The sequence below is a fragment of the Paenarthrobacter nitroguajacolicus genome (assembly GCF_031455195.1).
In the GTDB taxonomy this organism is placed as follows: Bacteria; Actinomycetota; Actinomycetes; order Actinomycetales; family Micrococcaceae; genus Arthrobacter; species Arthrobacter nitroguajacolicus_D.
On sequence record NZ_JAVDSH010000011.1, the window covers coordinates 92,888 to 114,114 of the forward strand.

General features: G+C 63.7%; 20 protein-coding genes. 10 read left to right on the forward strand and 10 right to left on the reverse strand.

Going from position 1 to position 21,227, the window contains the following annotated elements:
- Positions 1-9 precede the first annotated feature (9 nt).
- Genes purS through purL form a run of 3 tightly spaced genes read left to right on the forward strand, consistent with a single transcriptional unit; the run spans position 10 to position 3,339 of the window.
- Positions 10-261: a phosphoribosylformylglycinamidine synthase subunit PurS gene (purS, locus tag J2Y68_RS19510; RefSeq protein WP_011773385.1), complete on the forward strand. Its 252-nt coding sequence runs from the start codon at positions 10-12 to the stop codon at positions 259-261.
- A gap of 1 nt (position 262) precedes the next feature.
- Complete coding sequence (gene purQ, locus J2Y68_RS19515) at positions 263-1,033, forward strand: phosphoribosylformylglycinamidine synthase subunit PurQ (protein WP_309995935.1); 771 nt, start codon at positions 263-265, stop codon at positions 1,031-1,033.
- A complete protein-coding gene (gene purL, locus J2Y68_RS19520; protein ID WP_309995938.1) occupies positions 1,030-3,339 on the forward strand; it encodes a phosphoribosylformylglycinamidine synthase subunit PurL in 2,310 nt (769 codons plus the stop codon). The genes purQ and purL overlap by 4 nt, the downstream gene beginning before the upstream one ends.
- Before the next feature lie 84 nt (positions 3,340-3,423).
- On the opposite strand, the gene J2Y68_RS19525 is transcribed toward purL, so the two are convergent.
- The 6 genes from J2Y68_RS19525 to J2Y68_RS19550 form a co-directional block, all read right to left on the reverse strand.
- Positions 3,424-4,842, reverse strand: a complete 1,419-nt coding sequence (locus J2Y68_RS19525) for a putative bifunctional diguanylate cyclase/phosphodiesterase (RefSeq protein ID WP_309995943.1) — start codon at positions 4,840-4,842, stop codon at positions 3,424-3,426.
- Positions 4,839-5,336: a hypothetical protein gene (locus tag J2Y68_RS19530; protein ID WP_309995946.1), complete on the reverse strand. Its 498-nt coding sequence runs from the start codon at positions 5,334-5,336 to the stop codon at positions 4,839-4,841. The genes J2Y68_RS19525 and J2Y68_RS19530 overlap by 4 nt, the downstream gene beginning before the upstream one ends.
- The gene (locus tag J2Y68_RS19535; RefSeq protein WP_309995949.1) at positions 5,333-6,511 is read right to left on the reverse strand and encodes a GGDEF domain-containing protein; all 1,179 of its coding nucleotides are present in this window, start codon (positions 6,509-6,511) and stop codon (positions 5,333-5,335) included. Before J2Y68_RS19535 ends, J2Y68_RS19530 begins: the two co-directional genes overlap by 4 nt.
- A 122-nt stretch (positions 6,512-6,633) precedes the next feature.
- Positions 6,634-8,592, reverse strand: a complete 1,959-nt coding sequence (locus tag J2Y68_RS19540) for a glycosyltransferase family 2 protein (RefSeq protein ID WP_309995951.1) — start codon at positions 8,590-8,592, stop codon at positions 6,634-6,636.
- Entirely contained in the window at positions 8,592-10,280 is a 1,689-nt protein-coding gene (locus J2Y68_RS19545) for an ArnT family glycosyltransferase (protein WP_309995954.1), read from the reverse strand. The genes J2Y68_RS19540 and J2Y68_RS19545 overlap by 1 nt, the downstream gene beginning before the upstream one ends.
- Positions 10,270-12,261, reverse strand: coding sequence for a cellulose biosynthesis cyclic di-GMP-binding regulatory protein BcsB (locus tag J2Y68_RS19550; protein ID WP_309995957.1), 1,992 nt, complete (start codon positions 12,259-12,261; stop codon positions 10,270-10,272). The genes J2Y68_RS19545 and J2Y68_RS19550 overlap by 11 nt, the downstream gene beginning before the upstream one ends.
- 159 nt (positions 12,262-12,420) lie before the next feature.
- Between J2Y68_RS19550 and J2Y68_RS19555 the strand changes: the two genes are divergently transcribed.
- Complete coding sequence (locus tag J2Y68_RS19555; RefSeq protein WP_309995959.1) at positions 12,421-12,714, forward strand: DUF503 domain-containing protein; 294 nt, start codon at positions 12,421-12,423, stop codon at positions 12,712-12,714.
- Here the strand turns inward: J2Y68_RS19555 and J2Y68_RS19560 are convergent.
- A complete protein-coding gene (locus J2Y68_RS19560; protein ID WP_309995961.1) occupies positions 12,711-13,352 on the reverse strand; it encodes a GntR family transcriptional regulator in 642 nt (213 codons plus the stop codon). The genes J2Y68_RS19555 and J2Y68_RS19560 overlap by 4 nt on opposite strands.
- Positions 13,353-13,582: 230 nt before the next feature.
- Between J2Y68_RS19560 and J2Y68_RS19565 the strand changes: the two genes are divergently transcribed.
- Genes J2Y68_RS19565 through J2Y68_RS19590 form a run of 6 tightly spaced genes read left to right on the forward strand, consistent with a single transcriptional unit; the run spans position 13,583 to position 18,786 of the window.
- Positions 13,583-14,926 carry an MFS transporter gene (locus tag J2Y68_RS19565; RefSeq protein WP_284985266.1) on the forward strand — a complete coding sequence of 448 codons (1,344 nt, stop codon included), beginning with the start codon at positions 13,583-13,585 and terminating at the stop codon, positions 14,924-14,926.
- On the forward strand, positions 14,923-15,717 hold the full coding sequence (locus tag J2Y68_RS19570) for a carbon-nitrogen family hydrolase (protein WP_309995964.1): 795 nt from the start codon (positions 14,923-14,925) through the stop codon (positions 15,715-15,717). Before J2Y68_RS19565 ends, J2Y68_RS19570 begins: the two co-directional genes overlap by 4 nt.
- 10 nt (positions 15,718-15,727) lie before the next feature.
- Entirely contained in the window at positions 15,728-16,420 is a 693-nt protein-coding gene (locus J2Y68_RS19575; RefSeq protein WP_309995967.1) for a DUF2848 family protein, read from the forward strand.
- Positions 16,420-17,886, forward strand: coding sequence for a 4-hydroxyphenylacetate 3-hydroxylase family protein (locus tag J2Y68_RS19580; RefSeq protein ID WP_309995970.1), 1,467 nt, complete (start codon positions 16,420-16,422; stop codon positions 17,884-17,886). Before J2Y68_RS19575 ends, J2Y68_RS19580 begins: the two co-directional genes overlap by 1 nt.
- Before the next feature lie 2 nt (positions 17,887-17,888).
- On the forward strand, positions 17,889-18,260 hold the full coding sequence (locus J2Y68_RS19585) for a cupin domain-containing protein (protein WP_284985261.1): 372 nt from the start codon (positions 17,889-17,891) through the stop codon (positions 18,258-18,260).
- Between the two features lies 1 nt (position 18,261).
- Entirely contained in the window at positions 18,262-18,786 is a 525-nt protein-coding gene (locus J2Y68_RS19590; protein WP_105693877.1) for a flavin reductase family protein, read from the forward strand.
- Positions 18,787-18,876: 90 nt separating this feature from the next.
- Here the strand turns inward: J2Y68_RS19590 and J2Y68_RS19595 are convergent, their stop codons facing one another.
- The 3 genes from J2Y68_RS19595 to J2Y68_RS19605 form a co-directional block, all read right to left on the reverse strand.
- Complete coding sequence (locus J2Y68_RS19595; RefSeq protein ID WP_309995975.1) at positions 18,877-19,197, reverse strand: putative quinol monooxygenase; 321 nt, start codon at positions 19,195-19,197, stop codon at positions 18,877-18,879.
- Positions 19,198-19,314: 117 nt separating this feature from the next.
- Positions 19,315-20,208 carry a carbohydrate ABC transporter permease gene (locus tag J2Y68_RS19600; RefSeq protein ID WP_309995978.1) on the reverse strand — a complete coding sequence of 298 codons (894 nt, stop codon included), beginning with the start codon at positions 20,206-20,208 and terminating at the stop codon, positions 19,315-19,317.
- A complete protein-coding gene (locus J2Y68_RS19605; RefSeq protein ID WP_307843849.1) occupies positions 20,208-21,224 on the reverse strand; it encodes a carbohydrate ABC transporter permease in 1,017 nt (338 codons plus the stop codon). Before J2Y68_RS19605 ends, J2Y68_RS19600 begins: the two co-directional genes overlap by 1 nt.
- Between the last annotated feature and the right edge of the window lie 3 nt (positions 21,225-21,227).

Consider the following 21,227-nt stretch of genomic DNA (forward strand, 5'->3'; position numbering starts at 1 on the left):
AGTTACCGGATGCCCCGGATCGTCGTTGACGTCATGCCCAAGCCCGAGATTCTGGACCCCCAGGGGAAGGCCATCGTGGGTGCATTGCCCCGCCTCGGTTTCAACAGCTTCAGCGCAGTCCGCCAAGGCAAGCGCTTTGAACTGACCGTCGACGGCGAGGTGACCGACGCTATCCTGGCCCAGGCCCGCGAAGCTGCCGAGACGCTCCTGTCCAACCCGGTGATCGAGGATGTTGTCAACGTCGAGGTCGTTGAGGCCTGATATGACGTCGATCCCCCTGATTGGCGAGGCTGTAGCCGTCGCCGCCGAGCCCAGGCTCGCAGGCGCCAAGGTTGGCGTCGTCACCTTCCCCGGCACCCTTGACGACCGCGACGCCGCCCGTGCAGTACGGCTCGCCGGCGCCACGGCGGTTCCGCTCTGGCACGCCGATTCCGAACTGGGCGACGTTGACGCTGTCATCATCCCCGGCGGATTCTCCTACGGCGACTACCTTCGCGCAGGCGCCATCTCTCGTTTCGCGCCGCTGATGTCCAAGATCATTGACGCAGCCAACTCCGACGCAAAGCTCCCCGTGCTGGGTATTTGCAACGGCTTCCAGATCCTCACCGAGTCGCACCTGCTGCCCGGTTCCATGATCAAAAACGACCACCTGAAGTTCATCTGCCGCGACCAGACGCTGCGCGTGGAAAACGCCAACACCGCCTGGACCGTGGACTACACCGACGGCCAGGAAATCATCGTGCCGTTGAAGAACCAGGATGGCCAGTACATCGCCGACGAGAAGACCCTGGATGCCCTTGAGGCCGAAGGCCGCGTGGTGTTCCGCTACGTGGGCTTCAACCCGAACGGCTCCCGCCGCGACATCGCCGGCATCTCCAACGCCGCAGGCAACGTGGTGGGCCTCATGCCGCACCCCGAGCACGCTGTGGAGACCGGCTTCGGCCCCGAGTCACTGGATGGCGCTCCCCGCGACACCGACGGCCTCGGCTTCTTCACCTCCGTACTGACCAAGATTGTGGGAGGCGACAAGTGACCACGGAAACCACCAAGAAGTTCAACATCGACACCGTTGAGCACGCTGCCAAGACCCCGGACACGGAACTTCCGTGGTCCGAGCTGGGCCTGAAGCAGAACGAATTCGACGAGATCGTGAAGGTCCTTGGCCGCCGCCCCACCGGCGCCGAGCTGGCCATGTACTCCGTCATGTGGAGCGAGCATTGCTCCTACAAATCCTCCAAGAACCACCTCCGCCAGTTCGGCGAGAAGGTCACCGAGGAGATGAAGAAGGACATGCTGGTGGGCATCGGCGAAAACGCCGGCGTCACCAACCTGGGCGACGGCTGGGCCGTGACGTTCAAGATCGAGTCGCACAACTCGCCGTCGTTCGTTGAGCCGTACCAGGGTGCCGCTACCGGCATCGGCGGCATTGTCCGCGACATCATCTCCATGGGCGCCCGCCCGGTTGCCGTGATGGATCCGCTGCGCTTCGGCGCAATCGACCACCCGGACACCGCCCGTGTCATGCACGGTGCAGTTGCCGGTATCGGTGGCTACGGCAACTGCCTGGGCCTGCCGAACATCGGCGGCGAAATGGTCTTCGACTCCGTCTACCAAGGCAACCCGCTGGTAAACGCCCTGGCCGTGGGCGTCATGCGCCACGAGGATATCCGCCTGGCCAACGCGTCCGGCAAGGGCAACAAGGTTGTCCTGTTCGGTGCCCGCACCGGCGGCGACGGCATTGGCGGCGCTTCGGTGCTCGCTTCGGAGTCCTTCGACGACACCAAGCCCTCCAAGCGTCCGGCCGTCCAGGTGGGCGACCCCTTCGCCGAGAAGGTCCTGATCGAATGCTGCCTGGAGCTCTTCAAGGGCTCGCTGGTTGAAGGCATCCAGGACCTCGGCGCCGCAGGCATTTCCTGCGCCACGTCCGAGCTCGCCTCCAACGGTGACGGCGGCATGGAGGTCGAACTGACCTCCGTCCTGCTGCGCGATCCCACGCTGACCCCGGGCGAGATCCTCATGTCCGAGTCGCAGGAACGCATGATGGCCGTGGTCACCCCTGAGAACATCGCAGCTTTCGAAGCCGTGATGGACAAGTGGGCCGTGGAGTACTCCTGGCTGGGTGAAGTGACCGACACTGGTCGCCTCATCATCACCTGGGAAGGCGAAGTAATCGTCGACGTCGATCCCCGCACCGTTGCGCACGACGGCCCGGTCTACGACCGTCCGTTCGCCCGCCCGGAGTGGCAGGACTCGGTCCAGGCCAACACGTTCACCGGTTCCGTCGAAGACGCCGGCCGTCCGTCTGCTCCGTCCGAGCTGGCTGCGGCGGTCACCGAGCTGGTGGCATCGCCGAACATGTGCAGCAAGTCCTGGATCACCAACCAGTACGACCGCTACGTTGGCGGGAACACCGCCATGGCGTTCCCCGACGACGCCGGCGTGGTCCGCGTTGACGAGGAGACAGGCCTGGGCGTTGCCCTGGCTACCGACGCCAACGGCCGCTACACCTACTTGGAGCCGTACCAGGGTGCGCAGCTGGCACTGGCTGAGGCGTACCGCAACGTCGCCACCTCCGGCGCCGTTCCGATGGCCGTCAGTGACTGCTTGAACTTCGGTTCCCCCGAGGACCCGGATGTCATGTGGCAGCTCGCCGAAGCCATCCGTGGCCTCTCCGATGCCTGCATGGAGCTCGGCATCCCGGTGACGGGCGGCAACGTCTCCCTGTACAACCAGACCGGCACCACGCCCATCCACCCCTCCCCCGTGGTGGCAGTCCTGGGCAAGCTCGACGACGTCGCACGCCGCACGCCGTCAGGCTGGCGCGAGGACGGCCAGGCCATCTACCTGCTGGGAACCACCGCAGCGGAGCTGGACGGTTCGGAATGGTCCAACCTGCGCGGACACCTCGGTGGCCTGCCGCCGAAGGTCGATCTCGCGGCCGAGCGTGAATTGGGCCAGATCCTGATCAACGCTTCCCGCGATGGCATGGTTGACGCCGCCCACGACCTCTCCGAGGGTGGCCTCGCGGCTGCCTTGGTTGAGTCCTCGCTGCGCTACGGCGTCGGCGCCCGCATTGCCCTTGAGGAACTCATGGAACGTGACGGCGTGGACCTGTTCACGGCCCTCTTCTCCGAATCCCAGGCCCGCGCAATCGTTTCGGTGCCGCGTTCAGAGGAAGTTCGCTTCAAGGACATGTGCACGGCCCGCGGCTTCGCCCACATCCGGATCGGCGTCGTTGACGCTGCCGGTGGAAAGCTGGAGATCAACGGCGTGGACGAGCTCTCCTTGGACGCCCTCAGCGAAGCGCACGAAGGTACGCTGCCGAAGTACTTCGGCTGATCCTCCCCGCTTAAAGCAACGCGGGGTCACTTACAGCCCATAAATCCCCTCGGGATGGGCCTTAAGTGACCCCGCGTTGCTTGTTTAAGCCGGCCAGGTTTGCTGCCGGGCCAGCTGCGCGGTGAACTCCGCCTCTGGCAACGGCCTGCCGAAGTAGTAGCCTTGGCCGCTGGTGCAGCCAATGCTTCGAAGGGCTTCGGCCTGCTCCTTCGTTTCGATTCCCTCCCAGATGCCATCGAGGCCGCAGGAGCGGATGACCTGCTGGATGGCGGCGAGGAAGCCGAGCTGCGCGGAATCTTTGCCGAGATCCTTCACGAATTGCCGGTCCACTTTTACGCGGTCCACGGGGAGCTTCCGGAGGTAGCCCATGGACGAATAGCCAGCACCGAAGTCATCGATTTCCAGCCCCACGCCCAGCCTCTGCAAACTGGCCAGGGTGTAACGGTCCAGCTCGTTGTTGTGGATGATGGCGCTTTCCGTTAACTCCAGCACCAGGGATTCCGGCGCCAGGGACTCCTCGGCGAGGGCCTCGCTGACGTCGTCCACGAATTCCAGGCTCTGCAGGTCCGCGGCGGAGACGTTTATCCGCATGGAAAAGTGATGTTGTGCGGTTGCGGGATTGACCCTCCACTCGCGCAACTGCCGCGCGGCTGTCCGGAGGACCCACCGGCCCAACTCCGCGATGAGGCCGGTGGCTTCGGCGACCGGGATGAACTGGTCCGGCATGATGAGGCCGTGCACGGGGTGGTTCCAGCGGACCAGTGCCTCGGACCCCTCGATCCGTCCCGTGGCAAGCTCCACGATGGGCTGGTAATACAGGACCAGCTGGTCCGAACGGATGGCGTCGCGGAGTTCGCCCACGATCTGGCGTTGAAGCTGCCTGGCATGCAACGTTCCGGGGTCGAACACTTTGAGCTTGTTCCGGCCCTCGCTTTTCGATTCCTCCATGGCCAGGTCGGCTTCCTGGAGGAGATCCTCAGCGCTGTGGTGCGGTTCGGCGATCCTCAGGCCCATGCTCGCCCCGCATCGGACCGAATTGTTTCCCAGGTCGATGTTTGGTTCCAGCGCGGCCAGGATGCGGTTCCCGACGGCGGTGGCCCGGGTTTGCGGGGTGGCCGGCAACAGCACGGCGAACTCGTCGCCACCCAGGCGGGTGACGACGTCGTCATCCCGGACGGCCGACCTGATGCGCATGGCGACGGTCACCAGGATCTGGTCCGCGGCGGCATGGCCGGCGGAGTTCTTCAGGGCTTTGAAGCCGTCCAGGTTCAGGAGGAGCAGCGCCGGGGGTGCTGCGCCCCGGGCCGCGGCGTCCTGCGCGTCACCGAAGGCGTTGATCAGCGCCAAGCGGTTGCCCAGCCCTGTCAGGGAATCGGTCAGGGTGTCCCGATGCTGGTCGTAGCGTGCCTGGTGCAGTTCCTCCATGAGGGCCTGGATATGCCGTTCCAGCCTTCCGATCCTGGGGTCGAGGTCTGCTGGAGAGCCGGACGCAGTGCTGGTCACGACTCTTCCAGGCGGCGCAACGTGGAGTCGGCAACGGCTTGGGGTTTGGAAACGGGGTTCCTGCGCTCGTCCAGGAAGAGCCGGTAGGAGGCGATGTCCAGCCGGCCGTCCGGTTCAACCTTGTTCCCGGCGCGGTAAACGTGGGTGATCCAGGATCCGCCGAGGATGGCCTCGATCCAGGCGTCGCATTCGGCCAGCGGCAGGTGGACGCGGGTACCTGTGTTGCGGCGGTGCCCGGCGATGGACACCGTGATGCAGCTGCCCAGCAGGCCCTTGTCCGCGGTGAACCAGGCGAGTCCTTCGACGTCGGCCACGATGGTCAGGTTGGCATTCCCGTCCTCGACCGACTGCACCGGACTCATCCTTACTGAGCGGCGGCTGGCGTTCAGGGACGGGTGCGATAGGCCTTGGTAGGGTGCGCTGGTGATGTCCTGCCTGAAAGCGGACAACTCGTGGTTGTGCTGGATCTGGATCCTGGTGGTGAGTTCATTCATGATCGTGCCTCGTCCGCGATAATGGCCGCCTCGAGGCGGTCTGCTCCAACAATCCGGTTTCTTCCCTGTGCTTTGGCGCTGTAAAGGGCCGCATCCGCCACCTCGATCATGAAGGCCAGGTCCGCCGCAGCACGGGGGCTGGACGTTACGCCGTAGCTGATCGTGGGGAACGTGACACCCTCAGGTACGGCCATTGCAGCCATGCGGCGACTGATTTCGCTGGCTATGCTCTCAGCACGTTCCTGTGTAGCCCCCGGGAGGAACAGAATGAACTCCTCGCCACCGTAACGGGCTATGAGGTCGGTGGACCTGGCAGAGGCAGTGCAGGCCGCTGCGAAAGCTTTGAGGGCGACGTCCCCGGCGCCGTGTCCATATTCGTCGTTGACGGCCTTGAAGTGGTCCAGGTCCGCCAGGACGATCGCGACGCCGGACTCCGTGGCCCGCAGTCGGTTGAGTTCGCCGGTGGCGAGCTCCAGGAAGGTGCCCCGGTTCAGCAGGCCTGTCAGGTGGTCCCGGGCGGCCCGTTCCTTGAGCCCCTTGATGAGCTGGTCGCTGGTCAGCGCCGTCATGCTGAAGGACACCGTGACCAGAAGAACCATGGACACAAGCCCTGAGGGTGCGGGCCCAAAGTATGTGCGGAAAGTAGCGCTGGTGGGGCCTTCGGCGGCGTAGACGCCCCAACGGCCCAGGTAATAGAGGGCCAAAAGCCCCGCGGCCAGGGAGAGCGCCTTGTGCACTTGGGAGTGGGAGGCCTTGATGAACCAGAGATCCTTGGCCGCCAGCGCAATGCCAACCGTCATCATGGCCAGGTAAACGAAGCCCCCGGACCACACGTTGGTTCCGGGGTCCTCCAGAACGGAAGCAACAGCCGTGATGCCGGCGCCTACCGCCAACTGCCAAGGCGTTGTTTTGAGGTCCCGCAACGACCGCGCGCCGGCCCAGACGCTGAACGCCCCGGCCACCACCAGGACGTTACCCACGGGGTTGGCCCATTGCTGGTGTGTGGTGCCGTTGAGAAGGAACGCAGCGTTGCCCACCATGAATTCCAGCAGTGCTAGGCTCCACCAGCCTGCGTAGGGCGAGCGGGTGCGGTGGAAAGACGCGCAGAAAAGAATGAAGAGCGTCACTGTGACCACGCCCAAGGCAACCCGTACAGAGAATGCATCGAGAACCATGGCCCAACCCCCTCAGCTGGTTATGCTTCGGTCTTTGAGCCCAGTGTGGTGCTGCTCGCTCAACCCCACTGCGGCATTTCCTCAAGATTGACTCAAGATCCTTTTACTTCGAGGAGGATATCTCACCCGGCCCAGTGGCCGTCGTCGTGGTACTCGGCTTCCAACCCGTGCGGTGTCTTCTCCCATTTGTGGGGACTCGTCAGCATCTGCCACGCGGCCCGCCAGGCCGCCACCGAGTGCAGCACCCAGTAGAAGGGGTTGAGCAACGCGAAGATGGCGATCCGCCAGCCATGGCGCCGCAGCGTGGCTACACCGGAGACGACGATCATCATGGCGTTGCCGAACAGCATGGACACCACACCTCCCACCAACAGCCATTGAGGCAGGACCAATCCGACGATGTCGTAGCCGATGTACGTGACCACCGTGAACCCGACCACCAACGGGTAGGCGAGGAACGCCAACGGTGTTCCCAGGATCAGGCCGAGGAAGCCGATGGTGCCCGCGATTCCGGTGCTCCGGATGTAGCGCAGCGAGTTCCGGGTATTGACGGCGGAGGTCACCATATAGCCCTTGATCCACCGGGTGCGTTGCTTGATCCATGCGGGGACTTGCGAGCAGGCCTCCTCCCAGGTGGTGGAGTCGATGACGCCCACCCGGTATCCCTCCACTGCGGCCCGGAGGCCCAGGTCCGCGTCTTCCGTGACGTTCCATGGGTCCCACGCGCCGACTTCCTTGAGCAAGGACGTGACGAAGTGGTTGGAGGTGCCGCCCAACGGCAGGGGAATCCCGGAGTTGTCCAGGCCGGGAAGCATGGAGTCGAACCAGTGGGTGTATTCAATGGTGAACATACGGGTGAGGACGTTTTGGTCTGCGTTGAAATAGTTGAGGGCTGCCTGGACGCAGATGAGGGGTTTGCGGTTCGGGTTGAGGTGTTGCCGCTCGAACTCGTCCTGCTTGAACGCAGCGATGGATGCCCGCAACTGGCCGGGGTCCGGGCGGTCTTCGGCGTCGTAAATCACCACGTACTCCCCGCGGGCGAACGTCAGCCCGTAGTTGCACGCACGGGGCTTGGTTTGCGGGTCGCCCTTGGGCACGATGAGGATTCGCACGTACTCCGGCGGCCTGGAAGCTTTTGCGGCGGCAATGGTCTCGGCGTCGTCCTCCTCCAGGAGCACGAGGACGTCAAGCTTGGAACGCGGGTAGTCCAGCTGCCCAAGGTTGGCCAGTAGTTTGTCGATGATGTTGGCCTCGCGGAACACCGGAACCAGGATGGTGTAGACAGGGAGCTCGGCGTCGGGCACCCGTTCTTCCGCGAGTGGAGGGAGGCCGCGTCTGGCCCTTTCCCTGTTCCGGGCCTTGGCGACTGCGGCCTCGTGCAAGCTGTCGAAGGGGCGGCGGAGGCTCGCGAGGGACTTGAAACCGATGCTGACCAGGAACACGATGTTGGCCGCAGCAAGCAGAACGATGACGGCGGTCAGGGGCGACACCACAAACGCGGCCACGACGCCTGCCCCGAGGACCACCGGCAGGTAGCGCTGCCAGCGCGTCAGGGCCGTGCGCGCAGACTCCCCCGGGCGTTCTTCGGCAAGGCGTTCGGCCGATTCGTAGAGGAGGTGGCGGCGGAAGGATCGTTGGATGGATTGATTGATGTCCCAGTCGGTGGTGGTGCGGAACTGGACGTCGTTGGCCCCGAACGTCAGGGCCGCTTCATGCGCAATGGCCGCCGTGGGTGCCACGGCGGTGGCGACAGTGAGGACATCGCCTTCCATCCGCCACGGCAGCCAGAACGGCTCACCGAGCTCGCTGTAACCGAGCATCTCCATGAGTGCGTCGTCGGCAGGCTCAGCCACCAGGTCAACCAACGGAGCCTGCCACTGCTGGGCCAGCACTTCATAAATCCGACGGCGGTCCAGCCCTGCCTCCAGGATCAGGTGCCGTCCCAGCAGGCCGCCTTCACTTGCGGCGCGGTCCAGTGCCCGCTGAAGCTGCCCGGGGGTGACCAGTCCGGCTTCGAGCAGGGTCTGGCCGATCGACTTCCGGTTGAGCTGGGCGTCCGCAACGTGGGAAGAAGGTGTCATCAGTCTGAGGACCTTTCATAGATCCGGTGCGTTGGTGTGGAGAAAGCGATCGAGTAGCGGACGTTGAAACCGGGGTCCTTCACCATCGCCTGGTACACCAGGTCGGTGGGGCCGGAGTCCCGGGCGCCCGAGCCTGCCTCGACATTGACGAAGACCCACTTGGCGTACTTCGCGGGGTCCTCCAGGGCAGGGCCAAAGTAGTCGCCGGAGGCACGGTTGTAGATTTCCTTGAGCGGGATGCCCATGACAGGGAGGACCGCATTGCCGCGGGCGCTTTCATCCATAAGGATCCCGCCGGACTCGTAATGCTCGTTGAGCCAGCGAGCTGCAGCGGTTGAATGGGTGGTGGATTCTGCGGACATCCGGCCTTCTGCCAGAACGGCAAGGCGAGCGGTAGGGTCCTCATGCCACCACATGTTTTGCGCCACGAGTCCTGCCAGCAATGCGCCGATTACCCAGGGCCTGAACCGCCGGGACCGCGTGATTTCCTGGACGAACACGGCAACAAGGATCGCTACCAGCGGCAAGGCGGTCAGTGCGAAGCGGTTGTTCCACCACGTGGACGGCAGCGAATGGTCGTTGTTGATGGCAGTCTGGCCCAGGAACAGGCTCAGCAGCGCAAATGCGTAGGCACTGCCGGTCACTGCCACCAGCAGGGTGCTGTTCGCGAAGCCCCTCCTGAAGACAAGCACGACGGCGCCGCATGCCGCCACAGCGAGGACGAGGACGCCGGCTGTCTCCAGCAGCGACCAATGGAAAGTAGTCAGCGTGAGCCCCAGGTTGCCCTTGGTGGGCAACAGTCCGCCGTCGGTAATGTTTTTCTGCTGCGCGTAGGCGGAGTATTGCCCGAACATGAACTCCAGCGGGTTGCCGTAGATGGCCCAGTTGTAGGAGATCCACCACAGCACGGCGGCTGCCGGAATCATTACGTAACCGCCGGCCATAGTGAGTGCTTCGCGCCAGGAGCCCGTGCGGCGCTTGCCGACGATGAGCACGAACAAGGTCCCGGTCATCACCAGCGCCCAGCCTTCGTACCTCGACAGCACGGCGGCGGCTGACGGAATGCCGGCGAAGACAGCCAGTTCGCCGGCGCTCATGCGACGCCGGCTTGTGGCCCAATGCGCAAGCCCCGCCATGCCGCCCACGATGCACATGATCAGCACGGGCTCGGTGAGCGCGGTGGTGTAGACGTAGAGGACCGCGGGGTTGGCCAGGACAACCAGTGTGGTAGCGAGTCGACCGGCCCGGCCCAACCCCAGGCGGGCTGCGATCAGGTACAGGCCGGTGGTGGTGGCGGACAACGCCAGGATTCCCAGGAGCCCGGCCGCCCAGCCGGTGCTGAACAACCACATGTTCAGCACGAAGGGCGCGAGTAGCAGGTGCGGCATAGGCAACCAGACGGTTCCCAGCTGCTCGAAGCCCGGGGCCTTGCTGTCGAAGATCCGGCGCGCGATGGTCAGGTGGCTCTGGGCGTCGGAGTAGTCCAGGTTGGTGCCGTGCCCGATCGTGTACAGGCAGGCGAGGTAGCCAACCACGGCGGACAGGACGGCGACGATCCTGGTGCCCGGGACCTTCCGGCCAGCAACCGGGGCGCCGAGCCGTTCCCATGCCCGGGCCAGCAAACCCAAGGCCGCAGGTACTGCCGCTTTGCGGTGGCCGGCACGGCGCGTGGCGAGGCTAGTTGCCATGACCCGGTTCGGAAGATTTCAGCTCAGCGTCCACGTAGGCCTGCGCTTCCCTGGCGCGCTTCCTCATGAGCACGGTGCGCAGCGCGAACGCGAGGCCGAGGACCAGCACGGCCCCGCCGATCCACCAGGCGTAGGGACGGTAGTCATCGGTGACGGCCTTCTGCGGAACAACCACGTTGCTCTCCAACAACACCGGGGTTCCCGATGGTTGCGTCACCAGGAGGTTGCGGGACAAGGAACCCCAACCGCCTTCAACCCCACCCACGTGCGCGGCCAACTGCCCCTGGAGCGTGGCGGCTGCCGCAACGTCGCCCTCGGGGGCCCATGCACCCAGCAGGAGCAGGTTCCGGCCGCCCTGTTCAAAGGCTTCCAGCACGCCATACGGCGCCGATACGCCCACGCCATATTCGACGTCGTCCGGTGAGATGGTGCGGAACTCCGCCAAGCGCAGGGGTGCCGAGAGCTTGTTGGCCATCTCTGCCGTGGCACCGACCACCAGCCCGGACTCGCTCGAATCGGCCAGCGCATCGATACCCACAACCCGGGTGTCCAGGAGCGTGGCGCTGTCCCGCTGGAGCGCAGCGACCAAGGTGGCGGCGTTGACGGTGTTCGCCTGCGCGCTGCCGTCGCCGAAGGCTACCGGAACGCTCTGGCCCAAGACCTGCGGGAAGCGCGCGAAGCCAGCCTTGGTTGACTCACCACGAACAGCGGTCACGGTGCTGCCCGCCGTATCAAGTGTGACTTCCATGGGCATGACGCCCGCCGGTCCGGAGCAGTCACCGCCGGCGGGGAGGGCGGCCAGCCGGATACGCAGGCCGTTCTTCCCCTGAAGCTGCCCGGCTGGAACCTCAGCGTCCACGGTGAAGTTGTCGCCGCCGTCGAGGTTCTGGGAACTCAGCAGGTAGTCGTTCCAGAAGACGGAAAGCTGCGCGTGGGCGTTATCCGGCACGGCCGTGTGCGTGCCCTTGAGCTGGACTTTCACCGAGGAAACCGGTCCGCCAAACTGTGATTGCGAGACACCAACATACGATTCCGGCGTGCCATACCCCGAAAGCTTAAGCGTGGCGCTCCCGAGGTCCTTGATGCTCTGCGCCAGGCCCGGTGCCGCGGGAAGCGCAGAGGTCAGGCCGGTGACCGAAGGCGTTACTGCGAGCGCTGTCTTGTCGCTGGCCAGGGCCCTGGCAGCGGTGCGGAGTTGTTCGTCGTGGCCGGCAAGGATGAGCTGCGGCAGTCCGGCGGCGGTGGCGAGCTTGGTGCCCACCTCGCCTGGGTCGGCGACGACGCTGAGGATCCGACTGCCCGCAGGCAGGTTTGCCACGCGCGCCGCAAGTTCGCTTTCCGGAACCACCGCGACTGCGGCGTCCGGGTAGCGGTGCGACATCGCTGCCGAGGCAGTCATGATGGCCGCGGACACATCGGCGCCCGGATCGGTCGGGACGGGAAGCACGACGGCGGGAACGGACGCCGGGAAGAACTCCCCCACCGTTGTGGGTGCTTTGGCGGTCCCGCTGAAGTCCACCACCATGTTGTTCAGGGTTGCCGTGGCGTTGGAGAGGACACACATGGTCTGGGTTGCGGGGACGAACTGCAGGCCCACTGTCAGTTGCTGGGTCAGCACGTCGGCGCTGCTGACGGCCGCGTCGAGGGGGATGCTGGCAGCAGCGCCGGCTTCGAGCACTACACGCCCGTTGACCGTTGCCCGGACCGTGCCCTCCGGCTTCCCGGACACCACGATTGTTCCCCTGACCCGAGTGGGCTCCAGGCCCGCCGTCACCGGCACCACCAGCACCTGCTCCGCCTGCCCGGCGAGGGCCGAAACGCTGGACGATGCCTGCAGGGTGGAGCCTTGGGAGGGCGCAGCCACGGCCGCCGGAATAGCGGCAACGGACAAGGCCAAAGAGGCAACACAGGCCAGCGTCGCAGCCGCGGCACGGAAACGGGTATGGGGTCTGGTTCGGATTCGGGCAGGGGCTAAGGGCACGATGTCAGTCCTGGTAACTAGCAGCGAATGAGTCCGTCAGCCTTTTGGGCCAACCTCATAGACACTGCCAACCCCAACTCAAGGTGCGTTACTGCATTTCCTCAAGATTCCATCAAGTCCTCACGGTTCCATCACGCTGACCTGCGGTGATAATGAACCATGTGGATCGGTTGGATCGAATTCGATGTCCTCTTAAGCGATATCCATAGCCTGAAGGAGAAGCGCTCGCTGGTGCGACCCCTTGTGGCGGAATTGAAACGGCGTTTCGAGGTTTCAGCCGCAGAGACCGGGTTCCAGGACCAGCACCGCCGCGCACTGGTTGGCGCCGCCCTGGTGGCCCCGGACCACGCGCATCTCCAGCAAGTGCTCGACGCCGTTGAACGGTTCGTGGCTGCCCGGCCCGAGTTTGAGCTGCTGAGCGCCCGCCAGCGGGAGCTGCACAGCGAGGACTAGTAGCCGATGACGGCCAGTCGCGTGGATTCCAGGTGGGAATCGATGGCCTGGTGCGCTGCGTCGAGGCTCCGGCTGCGCAGGGCGTCCACTATGAGCTGATGCTCGCGGAGCACATCGCCGGCGCGGTCCGTCCCCCGGGAGACGGCCTTGACGCCGATCCTCAGTTGCTTTTGCCGTAGCGAGGCGTAGAAGTCGGCGAGGACGGGGTTGCCACCTGCACGGACCATCAGTGTGTGGAACTCGGTATCCAACTCGATAAACCTCGAGGGATCCTTCTTCGCTTCGCGCTGTTGGTCGATGATGGCCTGGAAGGCGTCGATTTGGGCTTCGGCCATGGATTCGAGCGACTGGACAGCCCACTTCTCCACCACGGACCTGGCCTGCAAAATGGCGCGGACATCCGGGTCCGAGATTGGTGGGACATAAGCGCCTTTGTGCGGGATGCGCTTGACGAATCCTTCGGCTTCGAGCCGGAGCAGGGCTTCGCGTACCGGGGTGCGGGAGGTGCCCGTGGTCTTGGCCAGGACTCCCTCGTTGAGGAATGTTTCCTCGTCGCGGGGAAGGGCCGCGATATAGCTTTTCATCCACTGGTACGCCACTTCCGGCTGCGATTGTGCAGCTGGGGTCATCTGGATCATGCAGAGCCTTTCTCGCGAAGCCCAGTATACGAGTTGCATTCAGGGCCGTCCCTAATACCTCCAGGAAACTTCTTCCATAAATATAGACAGGTTGTATACAGCCCGTCTACAGTGTTGTTCAGTGACGGTTTCCCAGTGACTCCGCTCACGTACGGAACCCCTCAATTTCCTGGGACCTCCCGGGCTTGTTCCCCAGAGCCCCCTGTCCCAACCGCAAAAGGATCCCCACTATGACCGATTTGAAGAAAGCAGAACTGAGGCAGCAGAAGCATTCCAGCCTGCCCGTCGTGGCTGCTTCGAGCCTGGCCGGTACCGCCGTCGAGTGGTACGACTTCTTTCTCTACGGGACTGCCGCTGCACTGGTATTCAACAAACTCTTTTTCCCCACGGATGATCCCCTGGTGGGCACCATGCTGGCCCTCGGAACGTTTGCGGCGGGCTTCCTGGCCCGGCCTATCGGAGCAATCGTCCTGGGGCACCTCGGCGACAAGTACGGACGCCGCGCCACCCTGGTGGCCAGCCTCATGCTCATGGGCGTAGCCACCACCCTCATCGCCTTCATTCCCTCCTACGCTGCGATCGGCGTGGCCGCTCCACTGCTCCTCCTGCTCCTCCGCCTGATTCAAGGATTTGCCCTCGGTGGCGAATGGGGCGGCGCGGTCCTCCTCGTCTCCGAACACAGCAACGAAAGTGCGCGTCGCGCCTTCTGGGCCTCCTGGCCCAACATGGGACCGCCCCTCGGCAACCTCATGGCAGCCGGTGTCCTGGCCATACTGGCCGCCACCATGCCGGAGAGCGAATTCCTGGCCTGGGGCTGGCGCATCGCCTTCGGATTGTCTGCATTGCTGGTAATCATTGGCCTCGTCCTGCGGCTCTACGTCCAGGAGACTCCGCTGTTCAAGGAAGCACAGCGGAAGCGCGAAGCCGAAGGCAGCCCGGAACGCAAGATGCCGCTGGCCATCCTTTTCCGCCGCAACTGGCGGGAAATCCTCATCGCCACGGGCAGCCGCATGGGCGAGAACGCAGGCTTCTACATCTACTCCCTGTTCATCATCACGTACGTCACCCAGATCATGGGGCTGCAGAGGCAGACAGGCCTCACCGCCGTCATGATCGGCCAGGCCGTGGCAGTGGTCGCCATTCCCATCCTGGCCCTTTACGCGGACAAAGTCGGCCGCAAACCAATCCTGATCGGCGCCTCCATTGCCACCGTGGTCTGGGCTTTCGCCTTCTTCTTCCTGCTGAACACCGGGCAACTGTGGGGCATCATCGCCGCCGCAGTGGGTGGACTGCTGATCTTCGCAGCGTACAGCTCGGTCATCGGAGCCTTTTTCTCCGAGCTCTTCCCCACCGATGTGCGCTACAGCGGTACCTCCGTGTCCTACAACCTTGCCTCGCTGATCGCCGGCTCGTTGTCCCCCATCATCGCCCTGGCCCTGTACAGCGCTTTCGGCACCGGTTACGCGATCGGAATCTACCTCGCCGCCATGGGCTTGATCTCCATGGTCTCTGTGATGTTCGCCAAGGAAACCAAGGGCCTGCGGCTCAGCGACCTGGATGAGGACCGAGCATGAAAATCGCACTCGTCCAGGTAGCCAGCCCCGACTCCGAAACACGTGAAGAGCGGATCGACCGCGTCGAAGCCACCCTGCGGGACATCAAGGGCGCCGAGCTGATAGTCCTTCCTGAACTTTGGAGCGCCGGCTACTTCCATTTCGATGAATACCAGGCCCTGGCGGAAACACTCACCGGGCCCACGGTGTCCATGTGCGCACGGGTGGCCGCGGACCTGGGCGTCCACCTCCACCTCGGCAGCATCATTGAAGCCCACGAGGACGGCCGGCTCAGCAACACCTCCATCCTGCTGGGACCGGACGGCAGCGTGGTCCACACGTACCGGAAGGTCCACGTCTTCGGTTACAAGTCCAAGGAGGCGAGCCTGCTCACGGCAGGGTCATCACTGCCTGTTGTCCAGCTGCCGTTCGGTGCCGTTGCGGGCATCACCTGCTACGACCTCCGCTTCCCCGGATTGTGGATGGAGCTGAGCACCCGGGGTGCGGAGATCGTCATCGTCCCCGCAGCTTGGCCTGCAGCGCGGCGGGAACACTGGCGCCTGCTCACCACTGCACGGGCCGTGGAGCACCAGATCTTCGTGATTGCCTGCAACGCCGCCGGCAGCCAGGAAGGTGCCGAGCTGGGCGGCCACAGCAGGGTGGTGGACCCCGCAGGCAAAGTTATCGCCGAAGCGGACTCCGGAGAAGCCGTGCTCATGGTGGACATCGACCCGCAGCAAGTGAACGCAGTCCGCACCGAATTTCCCGTCATCGGCGACCGCCTCGCCGCATACGACACCTTGACTGTCTAGAGGAAAATAAATGCAAACACAGCAAACAACAAGGCAAGTCCCACCCACTTTCAGGGTGGTGGGAACGGAAAAAACAATCACTCTCACGGATTTCCACGGAGTGGTGGCCGGCTACACAGGCCGTGATCCTGAAGCAGTCCAACACCACATCGATGAACTGGCGGCCATCGGAGTAGCACCACCGCCGGAAGTGCCTATGTTCTACCGCATGGACTCTGACCTGTTCGAGACCTCGGGCGAGCATGACGCTTCGGACAACCTGACCTCCGGTGAGATCGAACCCCTCTACATCCGCCACGAGGGGAAGTTCTACCTGGGCATCGGATCCGACCACACCGACCGTGACATCGAAGCCACGGACATCGGCGATTCCAAGCGGGCGTGCCCCAAGCCGGTCGCCGGTGAGGTGATCGCCGTCGAATCCTTGGAGAACCTCGACCTTGACCAGTGCACTGCACGCTCCTGGGTGGATGGCGAGTTGTACCAGGATGGCCCGTTGAGCGGCCTGCGGAAGCCGGCGGACGTCGTCGAACGCCTTTTGGCCCGCACGGACATCGGTGAAGCCGACTTCATGTGCCTCGGCGGAACCCTGCCGCTGCTGAACGGAAAGTTTGTTGACGGAACTTCCTGGAAGTTGGAGCTCTCCTTCCCGAATGGGACCACCATTGAACATAACTACAAAATCAAGAAAGGCTCACTCTGATGAGGACCGGAAAAGAGTACCTGAAGTCCCTGAACGACGGCCGGACAGTGATCCTCGACGGCGAGGTGGTCGGCAACGTCCTGGAACACCCGGCCTTCGCGAAGGTTGCCCACACCATGTCCGAGCTGTTCGACATCGCAGCCGATCCCGCCAACGGCATGCAGTTCCACTCCGAAGAAATTGACGGCCCGGCCAACCGCACCTTCGCTGCTCCCCGCACCCAGGAAGAACTGGTGCTGCGACGCGAGGCCATCGAGAAGTGGGCCAAGCACACCCATGGCTGGGTGGGCCGGAGCCCTGACCACGTTGGCACCTTCTTTGCCGCCTTCGGATCGCACGCGGACGTCTTCAAGAACGAGGAACGCGACTTCGCCGGCAACGTGGAGCGGTACTACAAGAAGATCCTGTCCGAAAACCTGTACCTTTCCTACGCGATCATTCCCCCGCAGGTTTCCCGCGCAACCACAGCGTCCGGTTGGGAAGGCGAGTACCTGCAGGTCGGCGTCGTGCGTGAAACCGAGGAGGGCATCATTGTCCGCGGTTCGCAGATGCTCGCCACCGGTGCCGCGATCGCTGATGAAGTCTTCGTCACCTGCATCAAACCGCTGGGCCCGGACGACGTGGACTTCGCCGTCAGCTTCGCCATCCCGGTTGCCACTGACGGCCTGAAGCTGTACTGCCGCCGCCCCTTCGCACCGGCTGCCACCAGCGACTTCGACTACCCGCTGACCAGCCACTACGACGAGCCGGATGCCCTGGTGGTGTTCGACGACGTCCTCATCCCGTGGGACCGCGTCTTCATTAACCGGAACATCGACACCCTGCGCCGCCAGTTCTTCGACACCGGCGCCCACGCCCTGGGTAACTGGCAGGCCCAGATCCGGTTCTCCACCAAGCTGAAGTTCATCGCCTCCGTTGCCCGCAAGGTCACGCAGGTGAACGGCACGGACAAAATCCCCGGTGTCCAGGAGAAGCTCGGCGAACTCGCCGCGATTGTCCAGTCCGTAGAGTCTGCCGTACTGGCTGCCGAGTACACGGCCACAACGGACGACGCCGGTATGAGGGTCCCGGGAAAGAGTGCACTGTACGGGGCCATGGGCCTGCAGTCCGAGACGTACCCGCGAGTGATTTCGATCCTCCGGGACTTGGTGGGCGGCGGCGTCCTGCAGTTGCCCTCCAGCGTCGCCGACATGACCAGCAGCGTGACCCGGCCGGACATGGAACGCTACGTCCAGTCCCCCGGCGTCAGCAGCGAGGAGCGCGTCAAGCTCTTCAAACTCGCCTGGGACATCATCGGTTCCGAGTTCGCCGGCCGCCACCAGCAGTACGAGATGTTCTATGCCGGCGCTCCATTCGTGGTCCGCGGCGCCTACACCTACCGGAACTACGGCTACGACGCCCTGGTGGCGGAGCTGGACACGTTCCTGGGTTCCTACGGCATCGACTCCGCACCGGAAGGAATCTGACCATGGCAAAGCCCGAATTCGAGTTCACCCCCGTCTCCTCGGTGGACTTCGCACCCTGCAACCCGCCCATCGAAGGCCTGTCCGAGGCCATCCTGGCACGGGATTCGGACAACGACAGCGTCACCCGCATTCTGAAGTTCGAGCCTGGCACGGACACCTCCCCCAACGGCGTCCTGACCCACGATTTCTGGGAAGAAGTCTTCATCTTCGAGGGCTCCTTCGTGGACCAGCGCCTGGGCAAGACGTTCAAGGCCGGCGACTGGGCCACCCGTCCTCCCGGAATGGAACACGGGCCGTGGGTCTCCGAGAATGGCGCCAAGATGTTCGAAGTCCGGTACTACACGGATTCCGTACCAGCCGAGCGGAGCAACTGACATGAGCCTGGCACCAGCCTTCACCATCCCCGATGCCATGGGGATGCGCCGCGCCATGGGCCGCTTCCTCACCGGCGTCGCCGTGGTCACCACCCAGCACCAGGATGAGCAGTACGGGATGACCATCAGTTCGCTGACCTCCATCAGCTTGGAACCGCCCATCCTCATGATCTCGCTGAACTTCGGGACCCGGACGGGCGAGGCACTGATGGAGAGCGGCAAGTTCGCGGTTTCCATCCTCGGCGCCAAACAGGAGTCGGTGGCCCGGCGTTTCGCTGTCCGGGGCGGCGATCGCTTCGGCGACGGCGACTTCGACATCACCGACAGTGGGCTGCCGGTGATCAAGGGCGCCCTCGCCCAGGCGGACTGCACCGTTGTGCAGCAGTACGACGTCGGTGACCACCAGGTCTTCTTCGGCCAGGTCACCACGTGCCGGGACCGGGACGGAGAGGTGCTCGCGTTCAAGGCCGGACGCTTCGGTTCCTTCTCCGACTTCGGACACGCAGAGATCCCCTGGATGTTCTGAGTTCCCATAGAGCAACGCGGGGTCACTTACGGCCCATAATCCCCCTCAGGATGGGCCGTAAGTGACCCCGCGTTGCTGTTGGCTGGCGGATTACTCGATGGTCAGCTCGCCCATGCGGTCCCAACCGCTGCCTTCGAACTGACGGCTGATGATGTGGGGAGTCTCCACCAGCGCCTGGGGCATGTCGGCCATGGCCTTCTTGAAGTGTTCGCTGTTGACGTGGGCCTCAGCGGCATCGTCCTGGAACGCTTCCACCAGCACGAACTCGTTGGGGTTATCCACGCTGCGGGACCAGTCGAACCACAGGTTGCCAGACTCCTCGCGGGTTGCCTTAGTGAAGTCGGCTACGAGGTCCAGCCACCGCTCGGACCAGTCGGGCTTGACGTTGAATTTGACCACAATAAAGATCACGGGCTGCTGCCTTTCGTTGCACTACAGATCCGTTCCCATCCTTCCAGAGTTAAAGCCCGACGGCGGCCGCCACCTCAGGTGACGACCGCCGTCGAACGCTTATTTGGCGTGGTTGTACTACTTAGAGGTTCCTTGCGAAACGGAACCCTGCAGCTGGCGCTGGAAGATCACGTAGACGATGAGCACCGGGATGACCGTGACGCTGACGGCTGCGAACAGCGCGCCGTAGTCCACCGCATAGCCCATCTGGCCGGCGAAGGCCGCGAGTTCCTGGGAAAGGACGCGCGGGCCGGCAGCGTTGATGGACACCGGAATGAGGAACTGGTTCCACAGGCCCAGGAAGTTGAAGATGGCAACCGAGGCAAGCCCCGGCTTGGCCATCGGCAACATGACCTGGAAGAACGTCCGCCACTCCCCTGCGCCGTCAAGGGCAGCTGCTTCGGTGATTTCGTGAGGCAGCGACTTGAAGAAGGAGAACAGGAAGAACACCGTGAACGGAAGCGCGAAGCCAACGTAGACCAGGATCAGCCCGGGCAACGTGTTCAGCAGGCCCATGTTCTTCAAGACGAAGAACAACGGCACCATGGCCAGGAAGATCGGGAAGGTGAGGCCGGCAAGCATCAGGTAGTAGATGGCCCTGCTGCCCGGGAAGGTGTAGCGGGCCAGGACGTAGGCGCACATGGCGCCCAGAACCATCACGATCACCAAGGCCACGGCGACAACAATCACCGAGTTCAGGAACGCGCTGCCGATCCCGGCTTCGCTCCAGGCTTTGATGTAGTTGTCCAGCTTCCATTCGGCCGGCAAGGAGAACGGCGAGGCGAAAATCTCGCTGGACGTCTTGAAGGAGGACATGAACGTCCACAGGAGCGGCAGGATGACAATGAGCGTCCAAATGGTCAAAGCCGTGTGCGAGACTGCTCCCACCACTTTGTCGCCCGTCGAGGTTGCCGGTTTCCGCGGTTGGAAGTGCAGTGACTTCATTTCCGGTGTCGAAACTTTGGTACTCATTACAGGCTCACATCCTTATCGCCGCCGGTGAGCTTGTTGACCGCGAAGACCAAACCGGAGAAGATCAGCGTCGCGATGGCCAGCACAACGCCCATGGCGCTTGCGAGTCCGAACTGCCCCTTGCTGAAGGCGGTGAAGAACAGTTGCTGCGCCATCACCAGCGTGGAGTTGTCCGGACCGCCGCCGGAGTTCAGCGCGGCCATGTAAACGAACGCATCCAAAGCCAGGATGCCCATGTAGATGTAGGCCGTCTGGATGTTGTCGCGGATCAGCGGGATGGTGATGGACACAGCGGTGCGGAACCTACCGGCGCCATCGATCCTCGCGGCTTCGAAAAGCTCGGCGGGGATGCCCTTGATGCCTGCCACGAACAGCACCATGTAGAAGCCCACGAAGCCCCAAACGATCACGAACATGGTGGCTATCATGGCGGTGTTCTTATCGCCCAACCAGGCGAAGTCCTTGAACTGGTCCAGGCCCACTCCGGTGAGGATGCCATTCAGCAGGCCTCCCGAGGGATCGTAGATTTGCCCCCACATAATGCCGATCGCGATAGCGGGGATTGTGTACGGGAAGAACGAGACCACGCGGTAGAAGCTGGAGTTACGCAGGCCCTTGATTTGGCCTTTGCTGCTGCCGCCAACCGTGACCAGGGAGGCAAGAACCAGGCTCAGGATGATGGTAATGATCGGCAGGAAGATGACCAGGAGGATGTTGTTCCCCATGGCCTTCATGAAGATGTCGTCCGTGAAGATCTTGGCGTAGTTCTCAAGTCCGATGAAGTTCTGGTTGGGCGAGAATCCCGACCAGTCCGTCAACGAGTAGCCAAAAGCCTGGATAAAGGGCCAAATCACGAACAACAGGTAGATCGCCAGCGGCAGTCCGAGGAAGACCGCGAAGAAACTGACCTTGTCCCACGTCAACGGCTTCCGCCGCCGCTTGATCACCTGCTGTGGGGCGGTCGCCGGAACGACGGCGGCCAGGCCGTCGTCGTTCCGGCTCTGCTGAGTTTTCACTGA